A 17,829-nucleotide genomic window follows, 5' to 3' on the forward strand; every position below is an offset into this window, starting at 1 on the left:
AATAACTCGCTTACGGTTAGGCAGAAAAATGAATCACAATGATGGCAATACCAGCAATAAATGAGATAAGCCACAATAGCGAGAACTGACTGATTTTATAATGAAAAACATGTCCTGATTTATTAAGTTTATAGGCAATAACAGCAGGCATCATGAGCAGTAAAACAGCAATACACACACCAACATAACCAATGGCACTAATAAATAGATTAGGGTCAAGCAAATTAACCAATAGCGGAATAATAAAGGTAAGAATAATTGCAATAAGAATCTTAAATTGAGCAGGCAGACGGTTTAAGCGATAGCTATCAACATTAAAGTGATAAAGTGCCAAGCTGACACCTAAGTAGGATGTCATCACTGAGATATCAGTAAAGACATTCATGCTGATATTAGCAGTTGTTGTTGTGATTTTTTCTTTTAACGCATGCAGGATATTACCGACATTCGCCTGATCAATGCTCATATGATCAAAAATAGAGCTCATAAAGCTGATCGGTCCATGCAAAGGTAATACGCCAAGTACTGCAATGAGCCACAAGAAATAAAGTATTAGCGGGATTAAGCTGCCGATAAAAATCACGCGGAATAATGCTTTAGCATCTTGATTAAGATAATCACTTAAAGTTGGCACAATAATGTGTGATGTGAATGAAGTAATAATAACGGGGATCGCAATTAATAATGTTGGTACTAAATCTACTGGGGAAACGGCTAAATTGCTAAAGTCAACGAAGTGCAAGAAAATCAAACAAACGAGTACTAGAAAAATAAGCTTAGCTGAGAGCAGTATGCGATTGATAACATCTACAGCGGATGTGCCAACGACAACGATTGCACCAAAAACAACGACGAAGATTAATGACCATGCGCTAGAGGAAATACTAGGTAGTAATGAATTAAAAGCAGAAGCAGCGCCTGAGATATACGCCACACTGATGCAGTACATCAAAAGTAAAAACGAAATCCAAGTGATGATAACACCAGGCAAACCTAATGTGCGCTTAGCAATAGAGGCGAAGCTCGCACCTTTTGGCATTGATAACGAGATATCAGCAATCAAAAGTGCGGTATAGGTCATAATGCACCACGCAATAAGCATGACAATGCTACTGATAAAAAAGCCAAGCTTGGCGGTGATTATGGGGAGCGCTAAAATACCAGCACCGATCTCAGTACCGGTGACAATCATCATGCAGCCAAGCTGCTTTGCCAATGAGTTATTTGCCATGAAAAAGTTTCCAGAAATTGAAGGTTTTGATTACTAAAACGTTACAGTACCTGATTTTCCTGCTGCATAAAAGTGAAAATAGTAGATAATTTATTTTTGAAGTTGATCAAATGAAGTTGAGTCAAACAAGCTATTTAGAATAGCTTGCCACCTTTGCCACCAGGAGGCATCATGCCTGGCATGTTTTTCATTTGCTTCATTTGGCGCATAGTCCCCATCATTTTGCCCATGCCGCCTTTGCCACTGATTTTCTTCATCATTTTTTGCATTTGTGTGAACTGCTTTAATAGACGATTAATATCTTGCACTTGTGTGCCAGAGCCTTTGGCAATACGCAGTTTACGCGATGATTTGATAAATTCAGGTTTGCGGCGTTCAAAAGGCGTCATCGAGTTGATGATTGCTTCCATTTGTATAAACATCTTATCGTTGACTTTATCCTGAAGATTAGCAGACATGTTACCCATGCCTGGCAGTTTATCGAGCATTGAGCCGACGCCACCCATTTTCTTCATTTGCTGCAACTGATTTTTGAAGTCTTCTAAGGTGAATGATTTGCCTTTTTTAAGTTTTGTTGCAAGCTCTTTAGCTTCTTTTTGATCGACTTTATGCTCAACTTCTTCAATCAAAGAAAGCACATCACCCATACCTAAAATGCGTGAAGCGATACGATCTGGGTGAAAGGGCTCTAACGCATCGGTTTTTTCACCCATCCCGATAAATTTAATCGGTTTGCCAGTAATCTCACGAATAGAAAGAGCAGCTCCTCCTCTGGCATCACCATCGGCTTTAGTCAGCACAACACCGGTTAACGGCAAAGCATCATTAAATGCTTTGGCTGTATTTGCCGCATCTTGACCGGTCATGCTATCAACGACAAAGAGCGTCTCTATAGGTTTCATCGCATGATGTAACGCTTTGACCTCATCCATCATTTCATGATCAATATGCAAACGTCCAGCAGTATCGAGTATTAAAACGTCACATACTTGTTGCTTGGCAAGTTGCAAGGCTCTTTGTGCAATATCAATCGGCTTTTCATCAGCTGATGATGGACAAAAGCTGATATCTAAAGACTCGGCTAAAGTTTGTAGCTGCTTAATCGCTGCTGGTCGGTAAACGTCGGCACTGACCACCATGACTTTTTTGTTTTGACGTTCTTTTAAGAACTTTGCAAGCTTTGCCGTAGTCGTTGTTTTACCAGAGCCCTGTAAGCCTGCCATTAAGATAACAACAGGTGGTTGAGCGCTTAGATTAAGTGTTTCATTTTTCTCACCTAATGTGCGTTCAAGCTCTTTTTTGACCATCGCAATAAAGGTCTGACCAGGTGTTAAACTTGTGCGGATTTTCTCACCCAATGCTTCTTCTTGAATGCGACTGATAAACTCTTTGACGACGGGGAGGGCAACATCAGCCTCAAGTAATGCCATACGCACATCGCGTAAGGCACTTTTGATATTGTCTTCGGTTAAGCGACCTTGACCTTTAAGTTTGTCAAGTGAGCCACCTAAGCGTTCGGATAAACTTTTAAACATATGTTTTACCTGTTTATTGTGCTTTAAGCATCTTTTTGTAATTCATGTTGATAAATGAGTTTCATGGCCGCAATGTTGCCATAATTAGCAGCCTTATTAAGCCAGATAAAGGCTTGGTGAAGATCGGTTTTTGTATAATACGGTTGATCTTTGCCAATATATGATCGACCTAATAAATACATCGCTTCAGTATTACCTAGCTTGGCTGAGTCAATAAGATAAGCATGGGCTTTTTCTGGTTGATTTTTAGCGTTGTAAATCAGTGCTAAAGCACGATAGGCATTGGCGCGATAGTCCCTGGGTTGTGCCAGATTTTTCTTATCAAGGAACTTATCAAAATATTTGATCGCCGTATCATAATTAGGTTTAACGGCAATGCCATAGGTGTAATAAGTCCCTAGAAAGTAAGGAGAGGTTGGGCAGCCGTTATTATAGAGATTGGTAAATGCAGGCACCGACTGGCTATATTGACCATGTTTAAACAATGCATATGCATCGTTATAGGCTTTGGAAAGACAAGCATTTGCTGTTTGAATGCTGAAACTTGCTAATAAAATACCACCAATAAAAAGTGCTTTAGATCTAAACTTAATCATCATTTGTCCTCACTTGTTTAACTTTATCGCAATCTAAAAAGAAAGTAATTATTTTAAGCATTCATGTTGCTTAATTTGCTCATTTCAACACCCCGCCTCGCAAGCTTGGCACCCCTCTTGCAAAGAGGGGAATAATACCAGTCCTTACTCAATTCCCCTCTTTGCAAGAGGGGTGGCAGCCGTAGGCTGACGGGGTGTTTTAATTTCTAAAGCACATAACTCCAATGAATTAGGTTTTAGTGATATAGCCTTGAGCGTTAACATCAACCGCAGGAGAGTATTCCATGTGCGCCGGTTTACGCGCTGATTTGCGAGGGCGCGGTTTTCTCTCTTGTTTGTTGTTATCGTCATGATCACTTGCTTCAACTGTTTCAAGTTCGCGATCATCAGTAGTGCTATCATCACTTTGCAGCGTGGTTTCGCCAATGATAATTCCAATTTCTTCAGCTTCTGCTGTTGATTCCTGTGCTTCTTTAGCCTGTTTGGCAAGCTCTTTTTGCTTAAGCTTTTCTTCTTTGGCAATTTGAGCAGTTAATGCTTGCGTATCCACCACTTCAAAGTTTAAGTATTTAACTTTGCGAGTTTGCGAAGCATGTGTTTCAACCTGAACAGCCTGATCACTGGTCAGTGTCGTAACTTCGGCTAAGACCTCTTTAACCATCACTGAAATTTTCTCTTCAGGTGTGGTTGAAATCGTTTTCATAATCGCTTTTTCTTTCGCTGCTTTTTGTGCTTCAGGTGAATCCTTCTTCAGGGCAGCAATGTCAACCATCTCTTCGCTTTGATGAACTTGTAGGCGTTGATTATTGCGGTTATTACTACGGTTGCCCTTATTGCCTCTATCACGATCGTTTCTATCATTTCTATCATTACGATTGTTGCGGTCATTACGATCATTCTTATTACCACGATCATTGCGATTGTCGTTGTTATCGCGTGCGTCACTAGATTTGTTGTGATGATCGTTACGCTCATCACTTTGTTGCTGATGACGTGGCTTATTCTCGTGCTGATTTCTATTGTTATTGCGATTATCGCGACGATTGTTATCACGGTCATTATTGCGTCCATCACGAGATTGAGGCTTATCGCGTTGATTATTACGCTCATTATTTTTGTTATCAGCTTTATCTTGCTGACCTTTTTTAGGTTGCGTAGATTTCTGTGATGGTTTTTGATCACGTGCATCACGCTCAGTGCTGGCTTCTTTATCGCTGAAGAAAAAAGCGCTTAATTTTGCCCAGAAACCCTTGGTTTCAGTCTTGTTATGCTTGGTTTCTTTGCTCAATTCTTTGTTAGCTTGTGGCTTATCTTCGGTTTTTTTGCTGTCACTATTGTGAGATGAGTTAGAAGGCTGATTATAATCAGCTGATTTTAACGCAGGTTGTTTTGATTTATCTTGTTTTGGTGCTTTATAAAGTTCAACATCTTTTTTATCTTCAATCAAATCATAGCTTGGGCGACTTGCCGTATAAGCATCACCCCAAATGCGTTGCACACTGTAATGTGGCGACTGCAAGTTAGCATTAGGGATTAAGGTAACCTTCGTGCTTGTACCTTCTTCAATCTGAGATAACTCATCGCGCTTCTCATTCAAAAGGAATGTCGCAACATCGATTGGTAATTGTACGCGTAACTCATTGGTTTTTTCACGTACTGCCTCAGCATGGACATTGCGTAAAATAGATAAAGCAAGTGATGGGATTGAGCGAATAAAACCGTGTCCTGCGCAACGTGGGCATGAGTGCATCACTGATTCACCAAGAGATGCTTGTAAACGCTGACGTGAGATTTCCACTAAGCCAAACTTAGAAATACGCGTCATTTGAATGCGCGCACGATCATGGAACAACGCGTCAACCAACTTTTGCTCAACGGCTTTTTGATTCGGGAAAAATGCCATATCAATAAAGTCAACAACGATCAAACCACCAAGATCACGTAGACGTAATTGTCGCGCGATTTCCTCAGCAGCTTCCAAATTCGTCGCAAAAGCGGTCTCTTCGATATTATCACCTTTGGTAGAGCGTGCTGAGTTAATATCGATTGCAGTTAATGCTTCTGTGGTATCAATCACGATTGAACCACCCGATGGCAATTGCACTTCACGTTTAAACGCGCTTTCAATTTGCTTTTCAATTTGGAAGGCGTTAAATAATGGCAGATCTTTTTTGTAAAGTTGTAAACGCTCAACAAAGCTAGGACGTAGCATACTTAATTGGCGCTTAAGATCTTCGTAAGATTCCTCATCATCGATAATGATTTCTTTGATATCTTCTTTTAAATGATCACGAATGGCGCGAATAGTAATGTCACTTTCTTTATGAATTAAAAAAGGCGCTTTACGCTGATAGGAAACACGCTTAATCGCATCCCAAAGTGTTGTCAAAGTGTCAAGATCCGCTTGGATTTCATCAGCAGAGCGATCAACACCTGCTGTGCGGATAATAACGCCCATATTGGCAGGGATGGTTAGTGAATCAAAAAGTGCTTTGAGTTTTTGACGCTCATCACCTTCGATGCGGCGAGAAATTCCACCAGCACTTGGATTATTTGGCATCAATACCATATAGCAGCCGGCAAGTGTGATAAATGTTGTTAAAGCCGCACCTTTTGAACCACGCTCTTCTTTAGCGATTTGCACAATCAACTCTTGACCGACATCAAGCAACTCGTTTAAAGATGTATCTTGGTCTTTAGCCGTTTTCTTGAAGTATTCAGGGGAGATTTCTTTAAACGGTAAAAAACCATTCTTATCTTCACCATAGTTAACGAAAACAGCATTTAAGCTTGGCTCAATGCGTGAAATTTTTGCTTTGTAGATATTGGCTTTTTTCTGTTCTCTGTCAACACTCTCGATGTCTAAATCCATCAGTTGCACGTTGTCGACGATTGCAATACGCGTTTCTTCTGCTTGACGCGCATTGATTAACATTTTTTTCATGTGTTGTTATCCTTTTAAATTCAGGTTGTTTAAAAGGTACAAAGGATGAAGTTAAGTGTGTAGATGATGTGTTTGCATGAAATAAAGCGCATGCTTGGCTAGTTAAAGCCCAATAAAAGCACGCTGTTATTGTTATTATTGTTATAAAAACAACCATCTTTTTTTGTGATTCCTATAGTTTTCTCATCTTGCGTTTGCGCCTATATGACCAAAAACGCAAATATTCTGCTATGGTCACTTATGCTCTTTGTCATAAGTGCTTACACAAATTAAGGACACTTAAACCTTGTCCTAATACCTTTGTGTGATTTAACGTTTAATGTGTGCAACCTTTGTAGGCAGACGCCCCAAGGTCGCTTGCAGTTGCCTTAGATAACTGCAGTTATTAATCATCTAAATCTGTTTTGCATATTTTATGCTTTCTCTTAAAAACACATAACAAAGACCCAAAGGTCAATACACTATGTGTGGCTGGATTTTAAAGCGTCATGTAGATGAATGAGTCATTGGCTAATTGCGCTAACGCAATTGACTTCTCCCAGTCGATGTACAATCGTCAAAATCCATATCAAATTGTCGTTTGTTATTGCGCTATAAAACTATTGAGCAAAAACAGCGGTATTTTAGCAAAAGGTCACTGTGAATGAAAGTTAAATTGTTGAATGCTTGTAATAATCTTAAAGAGTTTCTATGCTAATGCCTAGGATATAGAAAAATGAAATCATTTTAAGGACGAGGATGAATAAAATTCATTACCCAAAGGATGTATTGCGATCAACCGTCTATGGCGGTATTGTCGGTGTGTTAGTGGGAAGTATTGGCGCACTTTTTCAGTTATGTATCCATTGGATATTGGCAGGGCAGCAAGCAGCTTTTATTGCGCTACAAGACCATCTGTTCTTGCTGTGCCTATTTAGCATGTTCTTCTCCAGTGTATTTTTGATTTTATCGTTAGTTATTGTCAGATACATGGTGCCTGAGGCTTCAGGTAGTGGAGTCCAAGAAATTGAAGGGGCACTTGAAGGCGTGCGCGAGCTTCGATGGTGGCGTGTGTTGCCAGCTAAATTTATTGGTGGGGTGATGTCTTTATCAAGTGGTCTTGTCTTAGGAAGAGAAGGTCCCACGATTCAAATGGGTGGTGCGATTGGTCAGTTGGTTAAAAGTATCTTTAGACTGAATAATGATTATGCGCATGTGCTTATCGCGGCAGGTGCAGGCGCTGGTCTTGCAACGGCATTTAATGCGCCTTTAGCAGGGATTTTGTTTGTGATTGAAGAAATGCGTCGGCAATTTAAATACAGCTTTCAATCATTGCAAACGGTGATTGTTGCCTGTGTTGTTGCAGATATTTTGCTTGAAGCATTACTGCAAACAGGAGGGTATAATATTCGCCAGATGATGGATATCGATATGACGGCGTACAATGCGCCACCTTTGTCAAGTTTATGGCTTTTTGTCGTTTTTGGTGCAATTTTTGGTGCTTTGGGTGTGTTGTTTAATAAATATCTAGTGCATTCATTGAACTTTTTTGCTAAGCGTTCAGGCTTTGATTTTTGGAAGTGGATCATTCTCATTGGTGCGGCAACGGGCTTGCTCATTGTCTTTTTGCCGCATGTGGTTGGCGGTGGTTATAAAGTGATGCCCGATGCATTGCACGGTGAGATTGCTTTGTCAGCCTTAATTGCTTTATTTATTTTGCGCTTTGTCACGACTTTGGTTAGCTATGGCACAGGAGTTCCTGGTGGGATATTTGCCCCCATGCTAGCATTGGGGACGATTTTTGGTATGTTTTTTGGCATTGTTGCGCATGCGCTTTTTCCAGAGCTTATAACCAATCCACAAGTTTTTGCTGTTGCTGGCATGAGTGCACTTTTCACCGCAACGGTGAGCGCGCCATTGACAGGAATCGTACTTGTTGTTGAGATGACGATGAATTATGCGCTGATCTTGCCATTGATTGTGACTTGTTTTAGTGCAACGATTGCTGCAATTTTTATGGGAGGAAGCCCTATTTATAGCACGCTGTTGAGTCGAACACTTGTATTGGCAAAGCGTAAAAGGCTTTATTTGTCATTTAAGAAAAGAAAAATTGAAAAACATCCTGTTTATGAGCCGTCCCCTGAGCGAAGTCGAAGGGGTGGATAAAAAATGGCTTCGACTGACGCTCAGCCAACGTTTGTAAATTTGAAGTTATCGAAAATGGAAAGTTTGCTATAGCTGCATGCGCTATAGGTTTAGAACAAACAGAGAAGTTTTTAGGGGCGTATTGCATACGCCCACAAAGATATACTATCATGCACGGCATGAATTAATGCATATGCTATAGGAGATATGATGCGTTTATTGGGATACATAATCTTAGTGATTATATTTGTTTTGGTTGCGGCATTAGCAGTATTAAATGCGCAGGAAGTGACTTTTAATTATTTGATTGGGACGTTTCATTTGCCGTTGATATTGCTACTGTTGGTGGTTTTTGTCTTGGGGCTTGTTATCGGTATGGTTTTGATGTTACTGTCACGCAAAAGAAAACTGCGTGATAAGGCAATCAAGGAATGATTGTCCTTGGCATTGAAACATCATGTGATGAAACGGGCATTGCCATTTATGATGGCTCGAAACACAAACTTCTTGCCAATGCATTGTTCAGCCAGATTGATTTGCATGCGCAATATGGTGGGGTGGTACCTGAGCTTGCTTCGCGTGATCATGTAGCTAAACTCATTCCACTGACTAAAGAAGCATTAGCGCATGCAGGACTGACACTTGAGGATATCGATACCATTGCTTATACGGCAATGCCAGGGTTGGTTGGTGCGCTAATGGTTGGCGCAACATTTGCCAAAACATTAAGCTATATGCTTGATGTTCCTGCGATTGCGATTCATCACTTAGAAGGGCATCTATTGGCACCGTTATTAAGTGAAGAGGCTAAGCCTGAGTATCCTTATGTGGCATTATTGGTTTCAGGTGGACATACCCAGTTAATTGCCGTTAAACGCTTTGGGCAATATGAACTATTAGGTGAGTCGATTGATGATGCCGCAGGTGAGGCTTTTGATAAAACGGCTAAATTATTGGGATTGCCTTATCCTGGTGGTCCGCATTTGGCAAGCCTTGCTGAACAAGGGCGAGCAGGTGTTTTTACTTTTCCGCGTCCGATGTGTGATCGCCCTGGGTTTGATTTTAGTTTTAGTGGCTTGAAAACAGCCGTGCTTAATACTTGGCAGGCGCAAGGTGATAAAAGTGAACAAATTAAAGCGGACATTGCCTATGCATTTCAAGAGGCATTGATTGACACGATTGTCATTAAATGTAAGCGTGTATTAAAACATACCAGCATGAAAAATTTAGTCGTTTCAGGTGGCGTTAGTGCTAACAAGGGATTGCGATCAGCGCTTAGTGAGTTAGCACTTAAAAACCATTGGCAGGTTTATTATCCGCCTTTGGCGTATTGCACAGACAATGGGGCAATGATTGCTATAGCGGGCGCTTATCGTTTAGCAAATGGCTTTGTTGATCAGGATATGGTAATCAATGTGAAGCCAAGAGCATCTCTTAATCTATAGAGAATTATGAAACTATACAAGAAAATTAGTTGTCAGTTTGAATGGTAATGATAAGATGAGGCTTCGCTAATTTTTTGATTCAAAAACATGTTGGAAAATCATACACCGCATACGGTTTCAAGGATGAAAAAACTTGGGGGTATTTTGTTAATTGCCGGTACATCGATTGGCGCGGGAATGCTCGGTATTCCGTACGCTGTTGCTGCAGTTGGTTTTAAAAGCGCGTTGATCTTGTTGTTTATCAACTGGATTATTATGTTAGCAACAGCCTTGTTGATCGTTGAAGTCAATGTGCGCCAGCCATTAACGGCAGATCTAAATACCATGGCGTTTGCTACTTTGGGACGCTTTGGACAAGTTGTCAATTGGTTGGCTTATCTATTACTACTATATGCATTAACCACAGCATATATTGCGATGGGTGGCGGGTTGCTTGATCAATATGTGCTAGGGGTGAGTAACTCGGGCGGTTACGGGGCGCTGTTATTTACCGTGATATTGGGAGCGGTTATATATTTTGGCACCTCAGCAGTTGATCAGTTAAATAAACTGTTCTTTACCCTTAAAGCACTTTGTTTTGTTGGGATTATTGTGGTCGTCGTGCCATATGTGCAAACCAGTTTATTAAGCACGCAAAGCATGGGTGTTGGCTATGCGTGGTATGCTTTCCCTATCTTGATTACCTCTTTTGGGTTTCATATTGTGATTCCAACGATCCGTAATTATTTTAAAAATGACCATGAGTTAAAGCGCATTGTTGTTATTGGTGCGAGTGTGCCATTTATCGTCTATGTGGTATGGGTTATTGTTACTTTAGGTGTTGTCCCTGTTTTGGGTGAGTATGGGTTTAAATATCTGATGACACATGGTGTTGATTTAGGTAAGGCGTATCATCATCTACTGAATGTGCGTGCAGCCAGTGGCTTTATTGTTGGATTTTCTAATATTGCAGTCACAACATCTTTTCTTGGCGTGACGTTAGCACTTTTTCACTTTAATCAAGATGCTTATCGCTTGAAGAAATCGACGAAATCAAAGCTTTTAAACTTTGTGATCACCTATGTGCCACCATTGATATTTGCTGTTTTTTTCGTCAATGGCTTCTTGGCTGCATTAGGCTATGCCAGTATTTTTGTTTGTATTTTACTGATTATACTGCCGGCGTGTATGGCATGGTCATTAAGAAATAGTGAGGGGCGCAATACGCTACCCAGCAAAATATATTTATCATTATTGATCCTATTGGGTGCATTTATTATTGTGCTGCAAATATTAAGTAGTGTTGGTCTTTTAGCAGTATTAGCATGATTTCTCTTGAGCTTGAGCATATTTTTAGTCATAATTCAGCCGTTTTCATTTACCTTTAAAATGATTTTCTGCTAAAACTAAATTGTACGTATTCGATGGGCGTACATTTTTCATTTGCTATTAGGTGACTTGTTTAGGGATTGTTTCTATTTATTGGAATATCGAAACCTTTGGTGGGATTGAGTTAAGCTTAAAAGTAAATGCTAAGTAAGAAAAAATAGAAAAAGTTTAAAAAATTAAAAAATAAAAATATGAAATATCTTAATTAAGGGAATTCATGTCGGAAGATAACCAGATAACTTATGATGAACTTGCTGCAGTTGCCGAACGCCTAAGTTGTGAGGGGCGCAAAGTCACACTTGAATATGTGCGTCGCGAGTTAGGTAAGGGCACGCATGCACAGATCGCGATCCTTCTTGGTAAGTGGCAAAAAGAAAATGCGCAATTAATGCATGAAAATAAAAATGCAAGACCTAAATTTTCACAATCAAGATCTGATGATGAGAGAAATGCAAGCACTTCTTCTCTGCGTAGACCAGATATGAATGGCTTTAAATCAAAGAAATCTGTGCGTCAACAGCAATCTGCTCATGGGCAAAGCGAATACAGAAAATCTTATTCAAGAACGCAATTTATCGGTAATGGGAATTCTGATGAGTCTTATGAGGCGATTGCACCGCGCGAGTCATTAACCACGGAGCGCTTGCAGGCGGAGCCTGCGATTATCCAGAAGCTTTTTCAGGCATTAGCCATTATTAGAAGTACACGTTTGTTAGCACAAGAGCATTATCAAGCAGCACAAAATGAGTTACTTAATACGCGCATGACCTGTGATCAAGAAGTGCGTGATTTTCAAAAAAAGGCGAATGAGCAATTATTGGCATTGCAAACCGAGTTTAGTCGCTTGAAAACAACTTATGATCAAGAGATTATTGCCACTCGTCGTCAGTTAAGTATATAATTCTGCCCGCTAAGTTGATCAGACAGTCGCGTCTTACCACTTTTGGCAAATCAGAGTTTTTATAAAGAAAAAGCCTAGAGTTGCCAAAAGTGGTAGGACGAGGAAAGTCCGGGCTTCAAAGAGCAAGATGCCAGGTAACGCCTGGGAAGCGTAAGCTTACGGAAAGTGCAACAGAGAATAGACCGCCTGTGTTTTTAATAGACATAGGTAAGGGTGAAACGGTGTGGTAAGAGCGCACCGCGCTTTTGGTAACAAAAGTGGCATGGTAAACCCCATCTGAAGCAAGGCCAAATAGGGTTGTAATAGTGTGGCTCGCGCTGCAACCGGGTAGGCTGCTTGAGCATTATGGTGACATAATGCCTAGATAAATGACTGTCCACGACAGAACCCGGCTTATCGATTGACTTAGTATTTTTTTACCTTTTTTTACCTAACGCAAGATGTTTGATATTTATCATACTTTCACTAGGGTTTTTCACTGATTTTCGTTATCCTTAAATACAGCTTTTATTGATAGTGCATGCTTGAATCCCAAGCGTGGACTTCAAGTTTTTTAAGATGATTTTTGGATAGATAAGAATGGTGCAAGTAACGGACAAATATGCCTTAACCGATGAAGGGTTGATTGATTTTCAAAAATGGTTACCTTTGTTAGAAGACTTTTATCCAAAACAACGTTTAGCAACGATTGCCGGTGCAATTGATATTTTAGCGCAATACGGTGTTGATGAGCCTTCGGTGCATGGTGGTACTTGTTTTGGTTATGGTGTTGAAATGGCGGCAGTGCTTTTTGATTTGCAGGCGGATGAGGAATCCATCGCTGCCGCATTGCTGTTTGAGCTTCATTATAATCAAAAAATTTCGCCTGAGCTTGTACTTCAAGCTTGTGGTGAAGCGGTCTTGAAGATTCTTGATGGTGCGACAGCTATGTCGGCAGTCAGAGCATTGCAAAATGACAAACCTAACCAGGCGCAAATTGATACCTTTCGTAAGATGCTATTAACCATCGTTGAAGATGTACGCATCGTGTTGGTTAAGTTGGCAGATCGAGTATGCACGATGCGTGCGGTTAAGAACTGGACGGAAAGTTATAAGCAGACAATTGCTAAGGAAATCCTTGAGATATACGCACCATTGGCAAATCGTTTGGGCTTGTCAAAGACAAAGTGGGAGCTTGAGGATCGTGCTTTTGCCTGTTTATATCCTGTTGAATATAAGAAAATCGCCAGAGGACTAAAAAAGAAGCGCTTGCAGCGTGAGGCTTATATTCATGATGCGATGGAGATGCTTGCAGCTGAGCTTAAGAAAGAAAATATCCATTTTGAATTATCTGGTCGGGTAAAGCACATCTATAGCATATGGCGCAAGCTACGCAAGAAAGAGCGTAATCTTGATGAGCTATATGATATTCGAGCGATGCGTGTTTTGGTTGATTCGGTTGATGAATGTTATCGCGCGTTAAGCATTGTTAATCAATTATGGGAACCAATAGCCAGTGAATTTGCTGATTATATTGCCACACCTAAGCCTAATGGTTACCGCTCTGTGCACACCGTTGTTTATGGACCTGAGCATTTAACACTAGAGATTCAAATTAGAACACATCAAATGCATAATGAATCGGAGATGGGGGTGGCGGCGCATTGGCGTTATAAAGAAGGGGTTAAGCATGACCCAAGTTACGAGGCTCGCGTTAATTGGTTGCGATCGTTACTTGACTGGGAGACTGAGCTTGCCGATGAGTTAAAAAGCGAAGAGCTTAAAAAGGAGCTTGCCGGAAATCGGGTGTATGTATTCACTCCTAATGGTGATGTGATTGATCTTGAGTTAGGATCGACTGTCCTTGATTTCGCCTATATGGTGCATACGATGATTGGGCATCGCACTAAGGGTGCTAAAATCAATGGCAAGATTGTGCCGTTGACAACGAAACTTAGCACAGGGGATAAGGTTGAGATTCTCACTCACAAGGAGCCAAGCCCTAGCTTGGATTGGTCAAATGCTGGTAGCGGCTTTATTCATTCAGCGAAGATTCGCGCACGTGTGGCGCGTTGGTTTAAGCAGCTTAATAAAGAGCAAAATGCGGCCTTGGGTCGCGAGCGTCTTTTGGATGAGTTAAAGCATCATCGCTTAAAGTCCATTGATTATGCTGAAGTTGCTTCACATTTTAATATGGCAGATGAGGAAACATTGTATGCTGGTATTGAAACGGGATCTCTGCGTTTTAATCAGGTGGTTAATTATATCGTTGAACATTACAAGCTTATTGAAAAGTCAACGGTTGAAGAAGTGGCGATTAAAAGTGTTAATGTCACACAAAGTTTAAAAGACAATGCACGCAAAACGGATTTGACGATTTATGGTGTTGATAATTTATTGTCACATATGGCCGGATGCTGCAAACCGGTGCAAGGTGACGATATTGTCGGTTATCTAACGCATGGGCGAGGGGTGACTGTGCATAGAGCGGTGTGTCCTAATTTCTTACGTTTAAGCTTAAGCTCGCCTGAGCGGGTGCTTGATGTGCAGTGGGGAAAAAAGGATTTAAGACGTTATCAGGTTGATTTATTGTTGATTTGTAGCGATGTTGAAAAGGCGGTACACGAAGTTACCAGTATTTTGACGATTGAAAAGATAACGATTGCAGCATTACAGCCTTCGCATTCAGATAAACATAAAACGATCAAACTAAGCTTGATTTTGATGGATATGCAAACCTTAGATACGCTGGCTAAAAAGATGAGTTCAACAGCTTATGTTGAAAATGTCACACGTGTGATCGCGTAATCTTGTTGTTTAAGTACGTATGCAAATATGATTAGGTATTTTTTGGATTCTCGGATCAAGTCCGAGAATGACCGCAAATCGTCATATTCGGGCTCGCCCTGAATATCCATTGTTACTAAAAAACTATTGTTTAGCTGTTTACTTCAGCGCATCAAGATATTTCTCAGCATCAAGTGCTGCCATGCACCCCGTGCCAGCTGAAGTAACCGCTTGTTTATACACATGATCCATCACATCGCCTGCGGCGTAAACGCCTTCGATAGATGTTTGCGTGGCATTGCCAGCAAGACCGGATTTAACCGTAATATAGCCATTTTCCATTTGAAGTTGATCATTGAAGATCTGTGTGTTTGGAGTGTGACCAATGGCGATAAATACGCCATCAACGGCAAGCTCTTTGGTAGTATTTGATTTGACATCTTTGATACGTACACCAGTTACACCTGCATCATTACCTAAGACTTCATCAAGGGTGTGAAACCATTCAAAACGAATGTTGCCTTCTTTTGATTTTTTTATAAATTGATCAATCAAAATTTTCTCTGCTCGTAACTCATCACGACGATGAATTAATGTTACAGTTTTAGCAATATTTGATAAATAAAGAGCTTCCTCAACGGCAGTGTTACCTCCTCCAATAACCGCGACATCTTTGCCACGATAGAAAAAGCCATCACATGTGGCGCACGCAGAAACGCCTTTGCCCATAAATGCTTCTTCAGAGGGAAGTCCCAAATATTTGGCACTTGCTCCTGTGGCAATAATCAAGGCATCACAGCTGTATTGATCATTATCCCCAATCAATTTGAAAGGGCGATTCTTAAGATCTACTTGATTGATGTGATCGTAAATCATCTGAGTGTTAAAGCGTTCAGCTTGGGCTTGCAGCTTTTGCATAAGTTCAGGTCCTTGAATACCATTTTCCTCACCTGGCCAGTTATCAACGTCAGTTGTTGTAGTTAATTGCCCACCTGGCTGCATACCAGTAATAATCACTGGGTTTAAATTAGCGCGTGCGGCATAGATAGCTGCTGTATAGCCCGCAGGACCGGATCCCAAAATAATAAGTTTATGATGATGTTGTGCCATCTTTTTTGCTCCATAATATCAAACAATCAAACGATAACATGGTAAACGGAAAGCGCGCTGGAAGCTATTGCCGATTTGAAATTAGTTGATGTTGGGGAGTGGTGTGCTTTATTGTATTGTTAATGCATTACTGCAACCTTCAAATTGCCAGTAGACAAAGGGGAAATCATTGGAGTTTTCACTTTGGCTTTGATTACTTTTTTGTTTAGCATTAGCTTGTAAAATTCGTGGGTAGGTGGAGCTATTCACTCTATATGGCGTGAGTATAATTGTACCTTTTGGGTTATCCAAAGTAATACTCAAAGGGGTATATACGATAGTAGCGCTAAATGTCATTGAGAAATCAGATGAAATAAATTGCCTGCCATTATGACCGTCATCCTTGGCGTTTTGAAAACAAATTTTTCCACTATTACAGTCTTCTTGACCATTGTTATAAACACCTTCTATGGCATTTGAGTGAATGCTTTCCATAATTGCTTTGGATTGGCTAATATCAAGATAGAGTGTCGCCTGTGAGACATCAAAGCTAATGCTACCATTTTTAGCATTGCCTGGATCAAGGGTTGTACTTTTCCAAATCGAGACTTGGTTGTCTGCACATAAACTTACAATGCCTCCTTGCTGGTCTGCGTAAGCATGATTTATTTGGAAAAAGGCTAAGCAAATCAAGGATAAAGAGGTAAATTTTGTTGTTATATTCATAGATATATTCCTTTGGGTTAGTTGATCATTGCTAGGTATAGCAAAGGACAATAGATATATCAAATATCATGCAACTATACATGTTGATTGATCTTTGCAGTAACAAAACTAAGTGAAGTTATATTGCGATTGAAAATAATGTTTTTGCTCAAAATTTATTTAAATTTTATTTGACTGGATATGTTTTATGCGTTAATTTATTGCGCGAAAATAATACAAATTGTTTTCATTCCCCCTTCGATAATCAAATAAAATAGGAAGCAAACGTATTTATGACATTCCATAAAAAAACGATTCTTAAGGCATTTTCATTATTAGGTATATCTGTTGCAGCCTTGACACTAACTGCTTGTGGCGGTGGTGGCTCTGATGCTGGCACCGGTGGTTCTGTTACCCCTTTAAGTGTGAACCTAGATGCAGCATTTGCGCCTGGCGAGTCAGGACAAATTAGTCTGCAAACTTCATCTGATGTATCAAAAGTAGGTGTTAATTATCAGCCTGTAAATATTGCGCAAGTGATATCAAGTATCAAAACCTTAGCAGGCTCCGACTTTACGCAGCATTTTACAATTAGTAATGGTAATTGTGGTACTGAATTGCAGGCACAAGGTGGTGAGTGTCAATTGCAAATCACAAGGAATAATATTCCTAATGAAGGCATATCTACACAGTCATACACAAGCACAATTACGATAAATGGTGTTGAACAAAGCATAAGTATTAAATATGAATTAATTAATACGCGATTTACTATTCAAAGTGGTAATAATCTAACGGTGAATTTACACACAAATCCAGAAGTAGAAAGTGCTCCAATGTATTTTGCGCTAGACAATACGACAGCGCAGCTGGCTTTATCGCTAGGAAGCCAATCTTTTTGTTCGTTGTCAACCGTAAGTCAATCAGGCAACCCTATATACAAGCTAGTTAATAATTCTCAGAAGGATGAGTTGTGCACCTTGGTGGTAACAAATGCCCAAGATGGCACACAAATGCAAGCGTATTGGCAGTATCAAAATAACACGCCAGCAAGTTCGGTAGTTAATGGCAAATTTGTCATCAATAATAACGTTTTAACGCAAGAGACAAATTAAGCTTTCCCTA

13 protein-coding genes and 1 other RNA gene are annotated in these 17,829 nt (G+C 40.3%); 8 read left to right on the forward strand and 6 right to left on the reverse strand.

Annotation, left to right across the window (positions count from 1 at the left end; translation table 11 throughout):
- Positions 1–16: 16 nt before the first annotated feature.
- The 4 genes from NYP54_RS09970 to NYP54_RS09985 all read right to left on the reverse strand — a co-directional run bounded on the left by NYP54_RS09970 (position 17) and on the right by NYP54_RS09985 (position 6,306).
- Positions 17–1,231: an aromatic amino acid transport family protein gene (locus tag NYP54_RS09970; RefSeq protein WP_117002563.1), complete on the reverse strand. Its 1,215-nt coding sequence runs from the start codon at positions 1,229–1,231 to the stop codon at positions 17–19.
- Positions 1,232–1,365: 134 nt separating this feature from the next.
- Positions 1,366–2,766, reverse strand: a complete 1,401-nt coding sequence (ffh, locus tag NYP54_RS09975; RefSeq protein WP_283156377.1) for a signal recognition particle protein — start codon at positions 2,764–2,766, stop codon at positions 1,366–1,368.
- A gap of 23 nt (positions 2,767–2,789) precedes the next feature.
- Positions 2,790–3,362 carry a sel1 repeat family protein gene (locus tag NYP54_RS09980; RefSeq protein ID WP_283156378.1) on the reverse strand — a complete coding sequence of 191 codons (573 nt, stop codon included), beginning with the start codon at positions 3,360–3,362 and terminating at the stop codon, positions 2,790–2,792.
- Positions 3,363–3,591: 229 nt separating this feature from the next.
- Entirely contained in the window at positions 3,592–6,306 is a 2,715-nt protein-coding gene (locus NYP54_RS09985; protein ID WP_283156379.1) for an Rne/Rng family ribonuclease, read from the reverse strand.
- A gap of 738 nt (positions 6,307–7,044) precedes the next feature.
- On the opposite strand from NYP54_RS09985, the gene clcA reads away from it, so the two are divergent.
- The 7 genes from clcA (at position 7,045) to NYP54_RS10020 (ending at position 14,931) form a co-directional block, all read left to right on the forward strand.
- Entirely contained in the window at positions 7,045–8,451 is a 1,407-nt protein-coding gene (gene clcA / locus NYP54_RS09990; protein ID WP_283156380.1) for a H(+)/Cl(-) exchange transporter ClcA, read from the forward strand.
- A 189-nt stretch (positions 8,452–8,640) separates the two neighbouring features.
- The gene (locus tag NYP54_RS09995) at positions 8,641–8,865 is read left to right on the forward strand and encodes a lipopolysaccharide assembly protein LapA domain-containing protein (protein WP_157968244.1); all 225 of its coding nucleotides are present in this window, start codon (positions 8,641–8,643) and stop codon (positions 8,863–8,865) included.
- Positions 8,862–9,875 carry a tRNA (adenosine(37)-N6)-threonylcarbamoyltransferase complex transferase subunit TsaD gene (tsaD, locus tag NYP54_RS10000; RefSeq protein ID WP_283156381.1) on the forward strand — a complete coding sequence of 338 codons (1,014 nt, stop codon included), beginning with the start codon at positions 8,862–8,864 and terminating at the stop codon, positions 9,873–9,875. The genes NYP54_RS09995 and tsaD overlap by 4 nt, the downstream gene beginning before the upstream one ends.
- Positions 9,876–9,998: 123 nt before the next feature.
- Positions 9,999–11,183 (forward strand): aromatic amino acid transport family protein, encoded by a 1,185-nt coding sequence (locus NYP54_RS10005; protein WP_283156382.1) that lies wholly within the window; start codon positions 9,999–10,001, stop codon positions 11,181–11,183.
- Positions 11,184–11,460: 277 nt separating this feature from the next.
- On the forward strand, positions 11,461–12,144 hold the full coding sequence (locus tag NYP54_RS10010; protein WP_283156383.1) for a DNA-binding protein: 684 nt from the start codon (positions 11,461–11,463) through the stop codon (positions 12,142–12,144).
- A 10-nt stretch (positions 12,145–12,154) separates the two neighbouring features.
- An RNA gene (rnpB, locus tag NYP54_RS10015) (RNase P RNA component class A) lies at positions 12,155–12,556 on the forward strand.
- A 167-nt stretch (positions 12,557–12,723) separates the two neighbouring features.
- Complete coding sequence (locus NYP54_RS10020) at positions 12,724–14,931, forward strand: bifunctional (p)ppGpp synthetase/guanosine-3',5'-bis(diphosphate) 3'-pyrophosphohydrolase (protein ID WP_283156384.1); 2,208 nt, start codon at positions 12,724–12,726, stop codon at positions 14,929–14,931.
- A 138-nt stretch (positions 14,932–15,069) separates the two neighbouring features.
- Here NYP54_RS10020 and trxB read toward each other — a convergent pair whose 3' ends face one another.
- A complete protein-coding gene (gene trxB, locus NYP54_RS10025) occupies positions 15,070–16,020 on the reverse strand; it encodes a thioredoxin-disulfide reductase (protein WP_283156385.1) in 951 nt (316 codons plus the stop codon).
- A 108-nt stretch (positions 16,021–16,128) separates the two neighbouring features.
- Positions 16,129–16,725: a hypothetical protein gene (locus NYP54_RS10030; RefSeq protein ID WP_283156386.1), complete on the reverse strand. Its 597-nt coding sequence runs from the start codon at positions 16,723–16,725 to the stop codon at positions 16,129–16,131.
- 272 nt (positions 16,726–16,997) lie between these two features.
- Between NYP54_RS10030 and NYP54_RS10035 the strand changes: the two genes are divergently transcribed.
- On the forward strand, positions 16,998–17,819 hold the full coding sequence (locus NYP54_RS10035) for a hypothetical protein (protein ID WP_283156387.1): 822 nt from the start codon (positions 16,998–17,000) through the stop codon (positions 17,817–17,819).
- The last annotated feature ends 10 nt before the right edge of the window (positions 17,820–17,829 follow it).

Origin of the sequence: Cysteiniphilum sp. QT6929 (assembly GCF_030035755.1) — a bacterium.
Classification (GTDB): Bacteria; Pseudomonadota; Gammaproteobacteria; order Francisellales; family Francisellaceae; genus Caedibacter; species Caedibacter litoralis.

Bases quoted from the DNA above. Each gene is read 5' to 3' on its own strand.
- NYP54_RS09970 (WP_117002563.1), bottom strand. From the start codon at position 1,231: ATGGCAAATAACTCATTGGCAAAGCAGCTTGGCTGCATGATGATTGTC.
- ffh (WP_283156377.1), bottom strand. From the start codon at position 2,766: ATGTTTAAAAGTTTATCCGAACGCTTAGGTGGCTCACTTGACAAACTT.
- NYP54_RS09980 (WP_283156378.1), bottom strand. From the start codon at position 3,362: ATGATTAAGTTTAGATCTAAAGCACTTTTTATTGGTGGTATTTTATTA.
- NYP54_RS09985 (WP_283156379.1), bottom strand. From the start codon at position 6,306: ATGAAAAAAATGTTAATCAATGCGCGTCAAGCAGAAGAAACGCGTATT.
- clcA (WP_283156380.1), top strand. From the start codon at position 7,045: ATGAATAAAATTCATTACCCAAAGGATGTATTGCGATCAACCGTCTAT.
- NYP54_RS09995 (WP_157968244.1), top strand. From the start codon at position 8,641: ATGCGTTTATTGGGATACATAATCTTAGTGATTATATTTGTTTTGGTT.
- tsaD (WP_283156381.1), top strand. From the start codon at position 8,862: ATGATTGTCCTTGGCATTGAAACATCATGTGATGAAACGGGCATTGCC.
- NYP54_RS10005 (WP_283156382.1), top strand. From the start codon at position 9,999: ATGAAAAAACTTGGGGGTATTTTGTTAATTGCCGGTACATCGATTGGC.
- NYP54_RS10010 (WP_283156383.1), top strand. From the start codon at position 11,461: ATGTCGGAAGATAACCAGATAACTTATGATGAACTTGCTGCAGTTGCC.
- NYP54_RS10020 (WP_283156384.1), top strand. From the start codon at position 12,724: ATGGTGCAAGTAACGGACAAATATGCCTTAACCGATGAAGGGTTGATT.
- trxB (WP_283156385.1), bottom strand. From the start codon at position 16,020: ATGGCACAACATCATCATAAACTTATTATTTTGGGATCCGGTCCTGCG.
- NYP54_RS10030 (WP_283156386.1), bottom strand. From the start codon at position 16,725: ATGAATATAACAACAAAATTTACCTCTTTATCCTTGATTTGCTTAGCC.
- NYP54_RS10035 (WP_283156387.1), top strand. From the start codon at position 16,998: ATGACATTCCATAAAAAAACGATTCTTAAGGCATTTTCATTATTAGGT.